Genomic DNA, 16410 nt, shown 5'->3' on the forward strand with positions numbered 1-16410 from the left:
GTAGCCTGGAGCCCATGGCCACGCAAAGAACAACCCGTATCGACCCGCTGACCCTCGAGGTCGTGGAACTCATCGGCACGATCGTGGCCCGCTATCACGAGGAGTACGAGGACGCTGCCGCCGAGCATGCGCTGACCGGGGCGCAGGCGCGACTCCTGGGCCTGCTCTCACTCGAACCCCTGCCCATGCGGCGACTCGCGCAGAAGCTGAAGTGTGAGCCGTCGAACGTGACCGGGATCGTGGACCGGCTGGAGGCGCGGGGCCTGGTCGAGCGGCGCCCGGACCCGTCCGACCGCCGCGTGAAGCTGGCCGCGGCAACGGAGGAGGGCCGGCGTGTCGCGCGCTCCCTCCGCGACGCCCTCGACTTCGCCCGCGAGCCCCTGGCGGGCCTCTCCACCGAGGAGCGCCTGGCCCTGCGGGACCTCCTGCAGAGAATGCTCACGCCGTAGTTTTCGGCTGCGGGCCGGTGGGGGCCGGCCGCGCGGTGCCCCGCGCGAGCGACCCCCACCGGCCCGCAGCCGGCGAAACCACGAAACCCTCTACGTGCACCACCACAGGAAACGGTTGCATTGCGAAGGTGAAGGCGATGGCGACGGCGCGGCCGAGGTCGGCGCGGCCGTCGGCTTGGGGGACGACTTCGGCGGCGTCGAGGACCCGTGGCCGGACGTCGCGGACGGCACCACCCCCGTACCGGTCGTCGCCGACTGTTCCTGTGTGTCCTTCTTCTTGTCGTCCTTGGACTGGTCATCCTTGGCGGACTTGGAGGCGGAAGGAGACGCCGACGCGTCCGGAGAGGCCGTCGCGGTGGACGTCCCCCCGGACGAACCCCCCGCGTCGGTGCTCGGCTGCGCCGTCCCGGCGTCCGAGGAGGCCGACCCGTCCGGCGACTCACCCCCGGCCGCGGCCGGCTTCGGCAACAGCCCCGGCCCGTCTATGCCGAGCTCGGCGAGGCTCAGTCCACCCGCCGCCAGCACGAACCCCGCGGCGATGAGCAGCACCCGACGCCGACGACGACGGTGCGCCGCGGCCTTCCGGTCCCGCCGGCTCGCACCGCCGGGCCCCTCCGAGTCCGGGCCCCGGCCTCGCCCGCGCCCGCGGTTGCGCCGCCGGGCGTCGGCCCGTCCGGACCGCTCCCCCTCGCCGTCGTCGTCCTCGTCGGCGTCGGGATCTTCATCGTCGTCGTTGTCGCCCTCGTACAACGAGTCGACACCGGCGCCGACCGCCGCCGCGCCCGTTCCGGCACGCATGTCGGTCTGATCCGCATGCGTGCGGAGCTGTTCGGCTGAGGTGCCGCACCCCGGGCAGGCAAGGGCGCCATTGAGGTGCCGTCGGCACGGGTCGCAGTAGTCCATGACGCCGGAAGACTAAGTTCCTCACAGGTAACGTTCATAGTCACAGCTGTGAAAGTTATGTAGGGAACCGCCTGTTCCGGCGCGCCTCGCACCGCGTTCGCACCATCGCGCGCGCGACGAGCCGAGGCATACCGGCAAAATCCGTCGCCGACCGTTCCGTTCGACCCATTGACACCTCCGGGGCCACGTCCTTACTGTCACGCCAGCATTTCGAACGTGTGACGAAATTTCGAACAGAGCCGCAAGAGCACAGGGGGCAACTGCCGTGCGCATCACGGGAATCAGCACACACGTGGTCGGGACGCCCTGGCGCAACCTGACCTACGTCCAGGTGCACACCGACGAGGGCCTGACCGGAGTCGGCGAGACCCGCATGCTGGGCCACACCGACGCACTGATCGGCTATCTGCGGGAGGCGGAGGCCAATCACATTCTCGGCTCCGACCCGTTCGCTGTCGAGGACCTCGTCCGACGGATGAAGTACGGCGACTACGGGCGCGCCGGCGAGATCGTGATGTCCGGCATCGCGGTCATCGAGATGGCCTGCTGGGACATCAAGGGCAAGGCACTCGGTGTCCCCGTGTGGCAGCTGCTCGGTGGCAAGGTCACCGACAGGGTCAAGGCCTACGCCAATGGGTGGTACACGACCGAGCGGACTCCGGAGGCCTATCACAAGGCCGCCCAGGAGGTCGTGGCGCGCGGGTACAAGGCGCTGAAGATCGACCCCTTCGGGACCGGGCACTTCGAGCTCGACCACGAGGCGACGCTCTACTCCGTCTCGCTGATCGAGGCCGTGCGCGACGCGATCGGCCCCGAGGCCGAGCTGATGCTGGAGATGCACGGCCGGTTCTCCCCTTCCACCGCCGTCCGGCTCGCCCGCGAGCTCGCGCCCTTCAAGCCCGCGTGGCTGGAGGAGCCGGTCCCGCCGGAGAACCTGAAGGCCCTGGAGAAGGTCGCCGCCAAGGTGGACATCCCGGTCGCGACCGGTGAGCGCATCCACGACCGCATCGAGTTCCGCGAGCTCTTCGAGAGCCAGGCCGTGGACATCATCCAGCCCGACGTCGGTCACATCGGCGGCATCTGGGAGACGCGGAAGCTGGCCGCCACCGCCGAGGCGCACTACGTCCTCGTCGCGCCCCACAACGTCGGTGGCCCCGTCCTCACCGCCGCCTCCCTCCAAGTCGGCTTCACCTCCCCCAACTTCAAGATCCTCGAACACTTCAACGACTTCGCGGACGCGGAGATCAAGAAGGTCGTGAAGGGCGCCCCGCAGGTCGTCGACGGCTACTTCGAGCTGTCCCACGAGCCCGGTCTCGGCGTCGAGCTGGACGTCGACGCGGCGGCGGAGTTCCCGCAGCAGCAGGCCCGTTTCGACCTGTGGGCCGACGGCTGGGAGCAGCGCAAGCCCAAGGGGTCGCAGTGAGCACCGCGGTCGTCATCGAGGCGCCGGGCGAGCACCGGCTGATCGAGCACGAGCCGGTGCCGCCGGGCGCCGGTGAGGCCCTGGTGCGGGTGCACGCCGTGGGTATTTGCGGCAGCGACCGCGAGGTCTACCAGGGCAACCGTCCCGACGGGTACGTCCGTTATCCGCTCACGCCCGGCCACGAGTGGTCGGGGACCGTCGAGGCGGTCGGGGCCGGGGTCCCGGAGTCGATCGTCGGGCGCAAGGTCGTCGGCGAGGGCTTCCGCAACTGCCAGGTCTGCGACCGCTGCCACGCGGGCGAGACAACGTTGTGCACGGCGGGGTACGAGGAGACCGGGTTCACCCAGCCGGGCGCGATGGCGACCACGCTGACCCTCCCGGCGCGGCTGCTGCACGTGCTGCCGGACGACGCCGACCTGACGGCGGCGGCCCTCCTGGAGCCCGCCGCCTGCATCGCGGCCGCCGCGCTGAAGGCGAACGCCCTGCCCGGTGAACGGGTCGCGGTGGTCGGGACCGGCACCCTCGGGATGTTCGCGATCCAGTTCCTGAAGGCGAACTCTCCGGCGGAGCTGCTCGTGGTCGGGACCCGGCCGGACCGGGCGGCGCTGTCCAAGGACTTCGGCGCCACCGACTTCCGTACCAAGAACGCCGAAAATTCAGAACTCCCCGACGACTTCGACGTCGTCATCGAGACCGCCGGGTCCGCGTCCGCCGCGCGCACCGCCGCCTCCCTGCTGAGGCGCGGCGGACGCCTGGTCCTCACGGGGATCCCGGCGCCGGGCGCCGAGGGACTCGATCCCACCGATCTCGTCGTACGGCAGCTGGAGGTGCACACCGTGTTCGGTGCGCCGCCGGCGGCCTGGGCGCACACCGTGCGGGTCTTCGGGGCCGGGCTGCTCAGCCCGTTGCCGCTGGTCACGCACGAGTTGCCGCTCTCCGGGTTCCCGCAGGCCATCGAGTTGGCGGGGTCCGGCGATCCCAAGGTCGGAAAGGTCCTGCTGAAGCCGTAGTCCCCCGAGCCGTACGCCGGTACGGAGTTACCTGACGGCTCCGTACCGGCGTACCACCCAGGCCCCGCACGCCCAAGGCCGCGAACTTCGTTCGAAATATCGAACACATCTGTACACGCACCCCTCGAACACGAAGGACAGCCAGTGACCGACGCCGCCCCTACGGCAGCCCGTCGACCCGGTGAGCAGGCGCTCGCCGCGCTCGGCCTGGGCGCACCCGCCCTCTCTCCCGCCGACGCCTCGCCGCACACCTTCCCGGGGGGCGGCCGCTGGCGCACCGAGGTTCCCTCCGTGGAGGGGCCCGAGGCCCTGGCCGTGGTCCTCAAGGAGTCCTCGCGGCTCGACGTACCGATCCACCGGATCAGCCAGGGCAGCGGTGTCTGGATGCTGACCGACGCCGAGATCACCGAGATGGTCGAGGCCACCGGTGAACGGGACATCGAGCTCTGCCTGTTCACCGGGCCGCGCGGCACCTGGGACATCGGTGGTTCGGTGCGCTCGGACTCGCGCGGCGGCGGCCTGCGGGCCCGTGGCCACGACGCGGTGGCCGGCTGCGTCGAAGATGCCCTCCGCGCAACGGAGTTGGGCGTCAAGTGCCTTCTCGTCGCCGACGAGGGCGTCTTGTGGACCCTGCACCGGGCGCGCACGGCGGGGATCATCCCGGCCGACACCACCCTCAAGCTCTCGGCACTGGTGGGCCCGGTCAACCCGGCCTCGTACGCGGTGTACGAGAACCTCGGCGCGGACTCCATCAACGTGCCGAGTGATCTGACGCTCGATCACCTCACCGAGATACGACGAGTTTCAGCCGCTCCGATGGACATGTACATCGAGGCTCCCGACGACCTCGGCGGCTATGTGCGGATGTACGAGGTCGCCGAGCTGATCCGGCGCGGCGCACCGCTGTACCTCAAGTTCGGCCTGTCCAAAGCCCCCGGAATCTACCCGTACGGGCACCACTTGAGGGACCTGACCCTCAACACCGCCAAGGAACGGGTGCGTCGCGGCCGACTCGCCCTGGACCTGCTCGCGCGGCACGGAGCGGACGGCGACATGGCGCCGCTCGGATCCCGGTTGCCCGGAACTCTCACGCGCTTCAACACCACCTCATAACGTTCGCACAAACCCTCTTCACACAAGCCGACACAGCCGCGCACAATCCCACACACCTCTACTCGGTCTTCCCTCGCAACGCTCTCGGAGCATCCCCGTAACGCGAGACCGAGCCGGTCCAAGACATCAAGGATGATGATCATGCGCAACCGCAGAGCCGCCCTCACCGCCATCGCCGGCGCGGCCTCCCTCGCCCTCACCCTGACCGCTTGTGGCCAGAGCAGCGACGGCGGCAGCAAGACCGACAGCAAGGACACCAAGGGCGGCACGATCGGCATCTCGATGCCGACCAAGTCCTCCGAGCGCTGGATCGCCGACGGCAAGAACGTGGTCACGGACCTTGAGGCGAAGGGGTACAAGACCAAGCTGGCCTACGGCGAGGACGACCCGGACACGCAGGTCTCGCAGATCGAGAACATGATCACGCAGGGCGTGAAGGCCCTGATCATCGCGGCCATCGACAACAAGTCGATGAACAACGTGCTCCAGCAGGCCGCCGACGCCAACATCCCGGTCATCTCCTACGACCGCCTGATCCTCGGCTCCAAGAACGTCGACTACTACGCGTCCTTCGACAACGAGAAGGTCGGCACGCTCCAGGGCACCTACATCCTGCAGAAGCTCGGTCTCGCGGACGGCTCCAAGAAGGGCCCGTTCAACATCGAGCTCTTCGCCGGCTCGAACGACGACAACAACACGAAGTACTTCTTCGGCGGCGCGATGAAGGCCCTCCAGCCGTACATCGACAAGAAGCAGCTCGTCGTCAAGTCCGGCCAGACCGCGCTGAACCAGGTCACCACCCTGCGCTGGGACGGCGGCACCGCCCAGAAGCGCATGGACGACATCCTGACCTCGTCGTACAAGAGCGCCAAGGTCGACGCGGTGCTCTCGCCCTACGACGGCATCTCCATCGGCATCCTCTCCTCGCTGAAGTCCGACGACTACGGCTCCAAGAGCAAGCCGCTGCCGGTCGTCACCGGCCAGGACGCCGAGCTGGCCTCGGTCAAGTCGATCATCGCGGGCGAGCAGACGCAGACCGTCTACAAGGACATCCGCAAGCTGGCGAAGGTGGCCACGGACATGGTCGACGCGGCTCTCAACAAGAAGAAGCCCGAGATCAACGACGACAAGACCTACGACAACGGCACCAAGGTCGTCCCCGCCTACCTGCTGCAGCCGGTCAGCGTCGACAAGACCAACTACGAGAAGGAACTCGTCGCCACCGGCTACTACAAGGACAGCGACCTCAAGTAACCGCCACCCCCTAGTGATTGGAAGGCACGACCATGGCGGGACCCGTCCTGGAAATGCGCTCGATCGTCAAGACCTTTCCCGGCGTCAAGGCGCTGTCGGACGTCACTCTGACCGTCCAGCAGGGCGAGGTCCATGCCATCTGCGGGGAGAACGGCGCCGGCAAGTCGACCTTGATGAAGGTCCTCTCCGGCGTTCACCCGCACGGGAGTTACGAGGGGGACATCCTCTTCGAGGGGCAGGTCTGCTCCTTCAAGGACATCAGGGCCAGTGAGCACCACGGCATCGTGATCATCCACCAGGAACTGGCCCTGGTCCCCTACCTCTCCATCGCGGAGAACATCTTCCTCGGCAACGAGCACGCCACCCGCGGGCTCATCAGCTGGACCGAGACGCTGCGGCACGCCTCCGAGCTGCTGCGGCGGGTCGGGCTCGACGAGAACCCGCAGACCCGCGTCGCCGACATCGGCGTGGGCAAGCAGCAGCTCGTGGAGATCGCGAAGGCGCTGTCGAAGCAGGTGAAGCTGCTCATCCTGGATGAGCCGACGGCCGCCCTGAACGACGAGGACAGCGGCAAACTCCTGGATCTCATCCTGGAGTTGAAGAACCAGGGCATCACCTCGATCATCATCTCCCACAAGCTGAACGAGATCGAGCGGGTCGCGGACTCGGTGACCATCCTGCGCGACGGCCGGACCATCGAGACCCTCGACGTGAAGGCCGCGGAGACCACCGAGGACCGGATCATCAGCGGCATGGTGGGCCGCGACCTCGAACACCGCTTCCCGGAGCGGACGGCGCACACGCCGGAGGAGGGCGCCGCGCCCGCCCTGGAGATCCGTGACTGGACCGTGTTCCACCCGATCGACCAGCAGCGCAAGGTGGTCGACGACGTGTCGATCTCCGTTCGGCGCGGCGAGATCGTCGGCATCGCGGGGCTCATGGGCGCCGGACGCACCGAACTGGCGATGAACGTCTTCGGACGCACCTACGGCCGGTACGCGGGCGGCACGGTACTCAAGGACGGCAAGGAGATCCGTACGAAGACCGTGTCCGAAGCGGTCGGACACGGGATCGCGTACGTCACCGAGGACCGCAAGCACTACGGCCTCAACCTCATCGACACCATCAACCGCAACATCACGCTCAGTGCCCTGGGCAAGGTGGCCAAGCGCGGGATCGTCGACGAGCACGAGGAGCGGCAGGTCTCCGAGGGCTTCCGCAAGTCCATGAACATCAAGGCGCCGACCGTCTTCGAGCCGGTGGGCAAGCTGTCGGGCGGCAACCAGCAGAAGGTCGTCCTCAGCAAGTGGATCTTCGCGGGCCCCGAGGTGCTGATCCTCGACGAGCCGACCCGCGGGATCGACGTGGGCGCCAAGTTCGAGATCTACACGGTCATCGACAAGCTGGCGGCCGAGGGCAAGGCGGTCGTCTTCATCTCCTCCGAGCTCCCGGAGCTGCTCGGAATGTGCGACCGCATCTACACCATGGCCGCAGGACGGCTGACGGGTGAGTTCTCGCGGGCGGAGGCCTCGCAGGAATCGCTGATGCGCCAGATGACGAAGGACAAAGAGGTAACCCGATGAGCACGGATGTGACCGCCAAGACGCCGGCCCCGGCGCCGCCCGGCAAGAGCGGCTCGGCCACGGGCGAGAGCCTGCTTCAGCTGATGCTGGACGGCATGCGCCGCAACATGCGGCAGTACGGCATGCTGTTCGCCCTCGGTCTGATCGTGGTGCTGTTCGCCGTGTGGACCAACGGCGACCTGCTGCTGCCGCGCAACGTCTCCAACCTGGTGCTGCAGAACAGCTACATCCTGATCCTCGCGATCGGCATGATGCTCGTCATCATCGCGGGCCACATCGACCTGTCGGTCGGCTCACTGACGGCGTTCGTGGGCGCGACGGGCGCCGTGCTGATGGTCAACCACGACATCTCCTGGCCAATCGCCCTGTTGCTGTGCCTGGCGATAGGCGCGGCCGCGGGCGCCGCGCAGGGGTTCTTCATCGCGTATCTCGGCATGCCGTCGTTCATCGTGACCCTGGCGGGCATGCTGACCTTCCGCGGTCTGACCGAGATCTTCCTCAAGGGCCAGACGATCGGTCCGTTCCCGGACGGTCTGCAGAAGGTCGCCAACGGCTTCCTGCCCGAGGTCGGTCCCAACACCAACTACCACAACCTCACCCTGCTGCTCGGCATCGGTCTGATCGTGTTCGTGGTGTTCCAGGAGGTCCGCGACCGCAAGCGGCAGCAGGAGTTCTCGCTCGACGTACTGCCGACGAACCTCTTCTACCTCAAGCTCGTCGCGCTGGTCGCCGCCGTGCTCACCGTCACCATGCTGCTCGCCAGCTACAAGGGCGCTCCGGTGGTCCTGCTGATCCTCGGCGTCCTGGTCGTCGGCTTCGGCTACCTGATGCGCAACTCGGTCATCGGCCGGCACGTCTACGCGATCGGTGGCAACCTCCCGGCGGCCAAGCTGTCGGGTGTGAAGGACAAGAAGGTCGTCTTCCTGCTCTTCCTGAACATGGGCATGCTCGCGGCCCTGGCGGGTCTGGTCTTCGCCGCCCGCTTCAACGCGGCCTCGCCCAAGGCCGGTCTGAACTTCGAACTCGAGGCGATCGCGGCCTCGTTCATCGGCGGCGCGTCGATGAGCGGCGGCGTGGGCACGGTCCTCGGCGCGATCATCGGTGGTCTCGTCCTGGGCGTGCTGAACAACGGTATGAACCTCGTCGGCATCGGCTCCGACTGGCAGCAGGTCATCAAGGGACTGGTACTGCTGGCCGCGGTCGGGTTCGACGTGTGGAACAAGCGCAAGGTCGGTTCGTAAGTCTCGTCAAGGCCCCCACCCCGGTGGGGGCCTTTCTCTTCCACAGCAGGAGCCGCAATGGAAACGAGCAGACGTACGGTCATCGCCGCGGCCGCGGCCGCGGGACTCGCCGCCGGCACGGTCGGCACCGCCCACGCCAGCACAGGAGGCAGGAAGCCGGTGAAGGAGCTCTTCGGCAAGCTCGCCGACGGCACCAAGGTCTACCGCTGGTCGCTGGAGAACGGCGGCACGCGCCTGAAGGTCATCTCCTACGGCGGCATCGTCCAGTCCCTGGAGATCCCCGACCGGCACGGCCGCTACGCCAACGTCTCCCTCGGCTACGACAACCTCGCCTCGTACGTCGCGGGGACGACGTTCTTCGGGGCGACGATCGGCCGCTACGGCAACCGCATCGCCAAGGGCCAGTTCACCCTGGACGGCAAGGCCTACCAGCTCTCCGTCAACGACGGCGTGAACAGCCTGCACGGCGGCGCCAAGGGCTTCAACACCAAGGTGTGGGACATCGAGGGCTTCACCTCGGGCTCCGACGTCGGCCTGCACCTGCACTACACCAGCGTCGACGGCGAGATGGGCTACCCGGGCACGCTGAAGGTGCAGGTGACGTACACCCTCACCAGGCACGGCGACTGGCGCATCGACTACCGGGCCACCACCGACAAGGCCACGGTCGTCAACCTCACCAACCACACGTACTACAACCTCGCCGGTGAGGGCAGCGGCGGCATCTACGACCACGAGCTGCACCTGGCCGCGGGCCGCTTCACGCCCACCGACTCGGGGCTGATCCCCACCGGTGAGCTGGCCAAGGTCGCGGGCACCCCCTTCGACTTCCGCAAGGCCAAGCCGATCGGCCGGGACATCCGCGTCGGGCACCCGCAGCTGGTCACCGCCAAGGGCTTCGACCACAACTGGGTCCTCGACAAGGGCGTCACCGCCAGGCCCGAGCACATCGCGACCCTGCGTGATCCGAAGTCCGGCCGCACCCTGAAGATCGCGACGGACCAGCCGGGCGTGCAGTTCTACTCGGGCAACTTCCTGGACGGCACCCTGGTCGGCCCCTCCGGTCACACCTACCGGCAGGGCGACGGCATGTGCCTGGAGACCCAGCACTTCCCGGACTCGCCGAACCACCCGTCGTTCCCCTCGACGGTGCTGCGACCTGGGCAGACATACCGCACGACGACGGTCCACTCGTTCAGCGCGTGACGTCCGTCTGACATCCGCGTGACATCGGGGCCTCGGTGGCTGACGCCACCGGGGCCCTTTCGGTTGCCTGGCGAAGTCAACCCTTACTCAATCCCCACGAGTTGAACGGCGCCCCCTCCGCATCCGTATGAAGGGGCGGCCCGTGCTCCCCCGCACGGGCCACCCAGAGACCGGAGGTTCCATGGCCGACAACGTCGCCTCGCTGTTCCGCGGTACTGCGGCGCACAGCCCCTCGATGGCTGCGCTGGCTCGCGAGAGCGATGGAGTCGGCCCGATCGACTTCTGCATCCCGTGCAACCCGTACTTCCCCACCCCCGGCATGTTCGACGAACTGGCCGGGCGGTTGCGCGAGATCATCACGTACTACCCGAGCAGCGCCGACACGATCACGGCCGAGCTGTGCGCGCTGCTCCAGCTCCCGCCGAGCTGCGTCGCGATGGGCAACGGTTCCACGGAACTGATCACCTGGATCGACCACCTGCTCGTGCGCGAGTCCCTCGCCATCCCCGTCCCCACCTTCGGCCGCTGGACCGACCAGCCCATGGAGACCGGCAAGCGGGTCGACATGTTCCCGCTCATGGAGTCCAACGGCTTCGCTCTGGACCCGGCCCAGTACATCGAGTTCATCCGCGCCCGCGGCACGCGTGTCGCCGTCATCTGCAACCCGAACAACCCCGACGGCGGCTTCCTCAGCCGCCGTACGGTCGTCAACTTCATGGACCAGCTCCAGGACCTGGACCTCATCGTCATCGACGAGTCGTTCCTGGAGTTCGCCGACGCCGAGAGCGACCCGAGCGTCGTGGAAGAGGCCGTCCTGCGGCCCAACGTCATCGTCCTGCGCAGCCTCGGCAAGAACTTCGGCCTGCACGGCATCCGCTTCGGCTACCTCGTGGCCAACCCCGCGCTCGCGGGCAAGATCCGCTCCATGCTGCCCAAGTGGAACCTCAACTCCTTCGCGGAGACAGTGGTGTTCATGCTCAAGGAGCACGGACAGGAGTACATGGAGAGCCTGCACCTGGTGCGCCGTGACCGCCTCGACATGGCCCGCCAGCTCTCGGCGCTCCCCGGCCTGACGGTCTACCCCTCGCAGGGCAACTTCCTCTTCGTACGGCTTCCCGTGGGCGCCGAGGGCACCGTCGTACGCGACCGGCTGCTGAGCGAGCACCGGATCCTGGTCCGTGAGTGCGGCAACAAGATCGGCTCGTCCAGTCGCTTCCTGAGACTCGTAGTGCGCCCCGAGACGGACGTGCGTCGCCTGGTGTCCGGCATGGAACAGGTGCTCTACGGGGCCAGGAGGGGAGCCGCCGTACCCGAGCTGGGCACAGGGACCAGCTACAGCTCGGGTACGGCGGCGGTGGACCGTCTGATCAGCGAGACGAACGGGGTCGGCATGCCGCTGGCCGCGCAGGCCGCCGCGATGCCGAGCCTGCCGCCCGCCCAGACCTGGCCGGGCCCGGCCCCGGCGCAGGCCCCCACCGGGATGCCGGGCCTGGTCCCCGCCCCGGCCCCGGCCGCCCAGATGATGCCACCGCAGCAGCCCGCGGCACGCATGCCCGCGCCTGCCCCGCAGCAGCCCATGCCCGCGGTCGCGCAGATGCCAGGCGTCGCACAGATGCCCGGGGTCGCGCAGATGCCCGGGGTGGCCCAGATGCAGCCCGCCCCTCAGATGCAACCCGCCCCTCAGATGCAACCGGCCGCCCAGATGATGCCGCAGGCGCCGCCGATGTCCGCGGTCGCTCAGATGGCGCAGATGGCCCAGACGGCACAGGCTCAGGCTCAGGCACAACGACAGCAGGCGCCGATCCCCGCCGTCGCCCAGGCCCCGTCACCGGCGGCCCAGGCGCAGGCACGGTCGATGCAGCCGCCGCGGCAGGCACCGGCGATGCCCGCCATGGCCCCCGCCCCGGCCGCCGGGCTGGGCCAGACCGGCATGCCGGGCCTGCGCAACCGGGGCCTGACCGCCGCCCAGGTACGGGGCCGCACCGAGCCGGAACCGGCACCCGCGCCCCAGCCCACGGGCTGGCCGGCGGCGGGCGCGATGTACAACCAGGTCAGCTAAGCGCTCCGCTGGAAGCGCCGGGATGTGCCGTCGATCGTCTGCCGCGCCCTCGTGGCTGGTCGCGCAGTTCCCCGCGCCCCTTCAGGGCGCTGCCGAACCGCAGCGGACTTCACCCGACCCGCTCAGGGCCTGTCCGACGCGACGTGCGCGGGGTTCAGCCCGGGTAGAAGTCCCTGCGCGCGGCCACGAACGCCTCGATCGTCCGGGCAGGCACGCCCGTGACGCGTTCGACGTCGTCGGATGTGCGGTCGTAGCGGTTCTCCCGGTGCAGTCGGGCCATGGTGGCGATGTGCTGTTCGGTGTGCGGTGGCAGGCCCACCTTGGCGAGCACCTCGCTCCGCCACCGGTCCAGCGGCACGTCGACATAGGACACCGGACGCCCCAGCGCCCGTGAGTACTCCTCGGCCAGCTCGGTCATGTCGACCGTGCGCGGCCCGGTCAGCTCGTAGACGTGCCCGATGTGCGGGGCCGGGTCGCGCAGCACGGTGGCGACGAAGCGGGCGACGTCGTCCACGGCGATCGGCGAGGTGCGTCCGGTGCCGAACGGCAGCGCGATCGTGCCGTTGTCCCGGATCGATCGCGCCGCCAGTGTCGTGAACAGCGGATTGTCCAGGAACACCGTCGGCCGGACGTGTACCACCGGCAGGCCCGACCAGTCGAACACCTGCTCAGACAGCCAGTGCAGCCGTTGCTGGTCCGACTCCCCGGTGCTGGTGGCGGTCATCTGCGACACCGTCATCTGCGACAGATCGACCAGACCGTCCAGCTCCCCGTGCTCGCGCGCCACGCTGGCCACCACGGTCGCCGCCAGCAGCTGGTCCGGCGACACGGGCATCGCGAAGTACATCCGCCCGACACCCTCCAGCGCGGCGGCGACGGTCTCGGGCCGGGTCAGGTCTCCGATGACGACCTCCGCGCCGAGCACACGCAACTCGGCCGCACGCGCGTCGTCGCGGCGGACCATCACCCGCGCGGGCACGTCCTGCGCGCGCAGCTGGTCGAGGACCGCGCGGCCCACGTCACCCGCGTTGGAGATGAGAACAAGATTGCTGGCAACCAACGGTCGATCTCCTTGTGAGTCGCTGACGGCGTGAGTCGTTGACGGCGCCCATGAGATCACCTGTTCCGTCACACCACCGGAACCAAAACGCAACGACGGCAGCCCTGTGGCCACCGCCCCTCCCGGCCTACGATCAACGCTCTTCGTCCAGGAGGGGTGGGAGCCGTGCGTCGCAGAACCCGGATCACGATGACGATGACGGCCGCGCTGGGCCTCACGGTGGGCGCGAGCGGCTGCGGCACGGACTCCGGGTCGGAGGTGAAGACCACGACCCTCACCGTCGTCGCCACGAACTACGGCGACAGCGTCCACAAGAACTCCATCGGCTTCTGGGACCGCGTCGGCCTCGCCTTCCAGGCCGCCCATCCCGACATCCGGGTGGAGACGAAGGTCTACCCGGCCGACGAGGTCGACGCGAAGGTCGCCGCGCTCGTCAAGCAGGGCAGGGCGCCGGACGTCGTGCAGAGCGACAGCTACGCCGAGTACGCGGCCAAGGGCATGCTCTACCGCGCGGACGAGCTGCTGTCGATCTCCGCCCAGGGCAGCTTCGTACCGAGCCTCGCGCAGGCCGGGCAGGTGCGCCGTGTCCAGTACGGCCTGCCGTTCACGGCGAGCACCCGCCTCCTGTACTACAACAAGGACCTCTTCTCCCGGGCGGGCCTGAAGCCCCCCACCACCTGGCAGCAACTACTCGTGGACGCCCGCGCGTTGAAGGCCATGGGCGTGACGTACCCGATCGCGCTGCCCCTCGGCCCGGAGGAGGCGGAGGCCGAGACCCTGACCTGGCTGCTGGCCGGGGGCGGCGGCTACACCGACAGCAGCGGCAGCTACGCCCTCACCTCCAAGGAGAACGTCTCCACGCTGGAGTGGCTGCGCTCCTCCCTCGTCGCGGAAGGCCTCACGGGCCCGGCCCTCCCCGGCAAGCTCAACCGTGGCGCCGCCCTCCAGGCCTTCATGGACGGCAAGGCGGCCATGGTCAACGCCCCGCTCTCGCTGATGCGCCAGATCGAGGACTCGACCCTGAACGTCCCCTACGGCACCGTCGCGCTCCCGAGCCGTACCGGCCGGACCGTGCCGACCATGGGCACGGCCGACTGGACGATCGCCTTCCGCTCGGCCGGCCACCGCGAGGAGACGGGCGATTTCCTCGACTTCCTCTACGGCGACAAGTACGTCACGCAGCAGGCCGCCGAGTACCAGCTCCTGCCGGTCACCACCGCGGCGAGCGCCGCCATGCGCGACGACAAGCAGTACAGCAAGCTCTGGAACGGCCTGGACGCCCTGGACAACATGGAGCTCTACCCCCTCTCCGAGACCAACTGGTCCCAGGTGGCGGCGTCGATCAGGGCACGGATCGGCAAGTCGGTGGCTCCGGGCGGGGACCCGGAGGCGGTGCTGTCGTCGATCGGGAAGGCGACACGCCAGACCTCCTGACCAGGGCCAGCCACCCCGGCAGGTCGACCTCGGCGCGGACGGTCTTGCCGGGCGGATCCCGGTCCAGCACCTCCCACCGGTCGGCGAGCGCCTCGACGAGTACGAGGCCCCGGCCGCCTTCGTCGAGGGGACGCACGGGCGGTACGTCACCGGGTCCCGGCGGACGCGGCCCACTGCGCGTGTCGGTGACCTCGACGCGGACGCTGCCCGTGACGAGCGACAGCCGCAGCTCGAAGTCCCGGCCGGGTACGCGCCCGTGCGTGACCGCGTTGGCGGCCAGCTCGGCGACGATCACGGCGACGGCGTCGGAGGCGTCCGTGCCGTGCGGGATGCCCCAGGCGTGCAGCTGGTGCAGGGCGAGGTGACGTGCGAGGCGGGCGCCGCGCGGGGTGGCGCTGAGCCGCTGCGTGAACACACGTACGGTAACCGGGTGTTGGGGGGTGGGTGGTGCGGTCATGGGCCCAATCTGGCGGTGATCACGGCCACTTCACCAGGTCGGCGCCGCGTACGCTGCGGGAGCGTACGCGGTGACGGACTGGACAGTACCGGTCACTGGGCGTGACCATGGGGTGTGGGAGGTGACCCATGGTGGTCGATGGTGCGGTGGGGACGGGTGGAGAGCCCGAGTCGTCGGACAGTCTGCGGACGTTCGGGGCGGTCGTACAGGCCCTGCGGGAGCATGCGGGGCTGAGCCGGGAGGAGTTCGGGGAACGGGTGCGGTTCTCCAAACACACGGTGGCGTCGGTGGAGCTGGGGCGGAGGATGCCGGATCCGGCGTTCGTGGAGCGGGCGGAGGAGGTGTTGGGCAACACCGGGGCGTTACGGAAGGCGGCGGGGCATCTGGCGAGGCAGCCGGGGTTGGCGGCGTGGTTCAGGCAGTGGGCGCGGTTGGAGACGACGGCGATCACGCTCTATACCTATGAGTGCCGGTTGATTCCGGGGTTGTTGCAGACGGAGGCGTATGCGCGGACGTTGTTCAGGAACCAACTGCCCCCAATGGACGACGAGCAGGTTGAGGCGCAGTGGGTGGCGCGAGGTGAGCGGCAACGCCTCCTGCGGGAGCGGCCGAACACGGCGTTCGGCTTCATCCTGGAGGAGGGGTTGATCCTGCGGCGCATGGGCGGGGTGGAGGTCACGCGGGGACTCATTGATCACGTGCTGGAGATCGCTGAGCTGCGAAACGTCGAGATCCAGGTCATGCCGCAGGTACGGGAGACACATGCGGGGCTCGACGGCCCCATGCGGCTGCTGGAGACCCCCGACAACCGTTGGTTCGCCTACTGCGAAGGGCAAGAGAGCGGCCAGCTCATTGCTGATCCAAAAGTCGTCAGCATGCTCCAGATGCGGTATGCCAGGATGCGTTCACAGGCTCTCACCCTTGAAGACTCCGTGAGCCTGTTGCAGCGGAGGCGAGGAGCGTTATGAGCACCAGCGAACTGGCGTGGTTCAAGTCGAGCTACAGCAGCAGCGGTTCCGGCGACTGCATTGAAGTCGCTCTCTCTTGGCACAAGTCCAGCTACAGCGGCGGCTCCGGTGACGACTGCGTCGAGGTCGCCACCTGCCCCTCCACCATCCACGTCCGCGACTCCAAGAACACGGACGGCCCCCACCTCACCCTCTCCCCCACCACCTGGACCGACTTCCTCAACTACGCCTCCGCCACCCACCGCTGAAC

The 16410-nt window shown here is 68.7% G+C and carries 15 protein-coding genes; 12 read left to right on the forward strand and 3 right to left on the reverse strand.

Going from position 1 to position 16410, the window contains the following annotated elements; genetic code table 11:
• Positions 1-14: 14 nt before the first annotated feature.
• The gene (locus ACZ7M2_RS03845; RefSeq protein ID WP_471593997.1) at positions 15-449 is read left to right on the forward strand and encodes a MarR family winged helix-turn-helix transcriptional regulator; all 435 of its coding nucleotides are present in this window, start codon (positions 15-17) and stop codon (positions 447-449) included.
• Positions 450-539: 90 nt separating this feature from the next.
• On the opposite strand, the gene ACZ7M2_RS03850 is transcribed toward ACZ7M2_RS03845, so the two are convergent.
• A complete protein-coding gene (locus ACZ7M2_RS03850; protein WP_471593998.1) occupies positions 540-1352 on the reverse strand; it encodes an SCO2400 family protein in 813 nt (270 codons plus the stop codon).
• 265 nt (positions 1353-1617) lie between these two features.
• Here ACZ7M2_RS03850 and ACZ7M2_RS03855 point away from each other — a divergent pair, with 265 nt between their 5' ends.
• From ACZ7M2_RS03855 to ACZ7M2_RS03890, 8 genes are all read left to right on the forward strand, one after another.
• Entirely contained in the window at positions 1618-2775 is a 1158-nt protein-coding gene (locus ACZ7M2_RS03855) for a mandelate racemase/muconate lactonizing enzyme family protein (protein ID WP_054233607.1), read from the forward strand.
• Positions 2772-3785: a zinc-dependent alcohol dehydrogenase gene (locus ACZ7M2_RS03860; RefSeq protein ID WP_471593999.1), complete on the forward strand. Its 1014-nt coding sequence runs from the start codon at positions 2772-2774 to the stop codon at positions 3783-3785. Before ACZ7M2_RS03855 ends, ACZ7M2_RS03860 begins: the two co-directional genes overlap by 4 nt.
• A 144-nt stretch (positions 3786-3929) precedes the next feature.
• Entirely contained in the window at positions 3930-4898 is a 969-nt protein-coding gene (locus ACZ7M2_RS03865) for a hypothetical protein (RefSeq protein WP_190168699.1), read from the forward strand.
• Between the two features lie 141 nt (positions 4899-5039).
• Positions 5040-6152, forward strand: coding sequence for a multiple monosaccharide ABC transporter substrate-binding protein (gene chvE, locus ACZ7M2_RS03870; RefSeq protein WP_471594000.1), 1113 nt, complete (start codon positions 5040-5042; stop codon positions 6150-6152).
• 32 nt (positions 6153-6184) lie between these two features.
• Entirely contained in the window at positions 6185-7735 is a 1551-nt protein-coding gene (gene mmsA, locus ACZ7M2_RS03875) for a multiple monosaccharide ABC transporter ATP-binding protein (RefSeq protein WP_471594001.1), read from the forward strand.
• Positions 7732-8976 (forward strand): multiple monosaccharide ABC transporter permease, encoded by a 1245-nt coding sequence (gene mmsB / locus ACZ7M2_RS03880; protein WP_471594002.1) that lies wholly within the window; start codon positions 7732-7734, stop codon positions 8974-8976. The genes mmsA and mmsB overlap by 4 nt, the downstream gene beginning before the upstream one ends.
• 57 nt (positions 8977-9033) lie before the next feature.
• A complete protein-coding gene (locus tag ACZ7M2_RS03885) occupies positions 9034-10182 on the forward strand; it encodes an aldose epimerase family protein (RefSeq protein ID WP_352045751.1) in 1149 nt (382 codons plus the stop codon).
• 181 nt (positions 10183-10363) lie between these two features.
• Positions 10364-12241 (forward strand): pyridoxal phosphate-dependent aminotransferase, encoded by a 1878-nt coding sequence (locus ACZ7M2_RS03890; RefSeq protein ID WP_471594003.1) that lies wholly within the window; start codon positions 10364-10366, stop codon positions 12239-12241.
• A 154-nt stretch (positions 12242-12395) separates the two neighbouring features.
• Here ACZ7M2_RS03890 and ACZ7M2_RS03895 read toward each other — a convergent pair whose 3' ends face one another.
• Positions 12396-13301 carry an NmrA family NAD(P)-binding protein gene (locus ACZ7M2_RS03895; protein ID WP_471594004.1) on the reverse strand — a complete coding sequence of 302 codons (906 nt, stop codon included), beginning with the start codon at positions 13299-13301 and terminating at the stop codon, positions 12396-12398.
• A gap of 165 nt (positions 13302-13466) precedes the next feature.
• On the opposite strand from ACZ7M2_RS03895, the gene ACZ7M2_RS03900 reads away from it, so the two are divergent.
• The gene (locus tag ACZ7M2_RS03900) at positions 13467-14735 is read left to right on the forward strand and encodes an extracellular solute-binding protein (protein WP_471594005.1); all 1269 of its coding nucleotides are present in this window, start codon (positions 13467-13469) and stop codon (positions 14733-14735) included.
• Here the strand turns inward: ACZ7M2_RS03900 and ACZ7M2_RS03905 are convergent.
• On the reverse strand, positions 14644-15192 hold the full coding sequence (locus tag ACZ7M2_RS03905) for an ATP-binding protein (protein WP_471594006.1): 549 nt from the start codon (positions 15190-15192) through the stop codon (positions 14644-14646). The two genes, ACZ7M2_RS03900 and ACZ7M2_RS03905, sit on opposite strands and share 92 nt — an antisense overlap.
• A 128-nt stretch (positions 15193-15320) precedes the next feature.
• Here ACZ7M2_RS03905 and ACZ7M2_RS03910 point away from each other — a divergent pair, with 128 nt between their 5' ends.
• On the forward strand, positions 15321-16160 hold the full coding sequence (locus ACZ7M2_RS03910) for a helix-turn-helix domain-containing protein (protein WP_471594007.1): 840 nt from the start codon (positions 15321-15323) through the stop codon (positions 16158-16160).
• A complete protein-coding gene (locus tag ACZ7M2_RS03915; protein WP_471594008.1) occupies positions 16157-16408 on the forward strand; it encodes a DUF397 domain-containing protein in 252 nt (83 codons plus the stop codon). The genes ACZ7M2_RS03910 and ACZ7M2_RS03915 overlap by 4 nt, the downstream gene beginning before the upstream one ends.
• Positions 16409-16410 lie beyond the last annotated feature (2 nt).

This window comes from Streptomyces sp. NPDC111507, assembly GCF_055638955.1.

Excerpts from the sequence above, each read along its gene's own strand:
- ACZ7M2_RS03850 (WP_471593998.1), bottom strand. The coding sequence starts at position 1,352 with ATGGACTACTGCGACCCGTGCCGACGGCACCTCAATGGCGCCCTTGCC.
- ACZ7M2_RS03890 (WP_471594003.1), top strand. The coding sequence starts at position 10,364 with ATGGCCGACAACGTCGCCTCGCTGTTCCGCGGTACTGCGGCGCACAGC.
- ACZ7M2_RS03910 (WP_471594007.1), top strand. The coding sequence starts at position 15,321 with ATGGTGGTCGATGGTGCGGTGGGGACGGGTGGAGAGCCCGAGTCGTCG.
- mmsA (WP_471594001.1), top strand. The coding sequence starts at position 6,185 with ATGGCGGGACCCGTCCTGGAAATGCGCTCGATCGTCAAGACCTTTCCC.
- ACZ7M2_RS03915 (WP_471594008.1), top strand. The coding sequence starts at position 16,157 with ATGAGCACCAGCGAACTGGCGTGGTTCAAGTCGAGCTACAGCAGCAGC.
- ACZ7M2_RS03885 (WP_352045751.1), top strand. The coding sequence starts at position 9,034 with ATGGAAACGAGCAGACGTACGGTCATCGCCGCGGCCGCGGCCGCGGGA.
- mmsB (WP_471594002.1), top strand. The coding sequence starts at position 7,732 with ATGAGCACGGATGTGACCGCCAAGACGCCGGCCCCGGCGCCGCCCGGC.
- ACZ7M2_RS03845 (WP_471593997.1), top strand. The coding sequence starts at position 15 with ATGGCCACGCAAAGAACAACCCGTATCGACCCGCTGACCCTCGAGGTC.
- ACZ7M2_RS03905 (WP_471594006.1), bottom strand. The coding sequence starts at position 15,192 with ATGACCGCACCACCCACCCCCCAACACCCGGTTACCGTACGTGTGTTC.
- chvE (WP_471594000.1), top strand. The coding sequence starts at position 5,040 with ATGCGCAACCGCAGAGCCGCCCTCACCGCCATCGCCGGCGCGGCCTCC.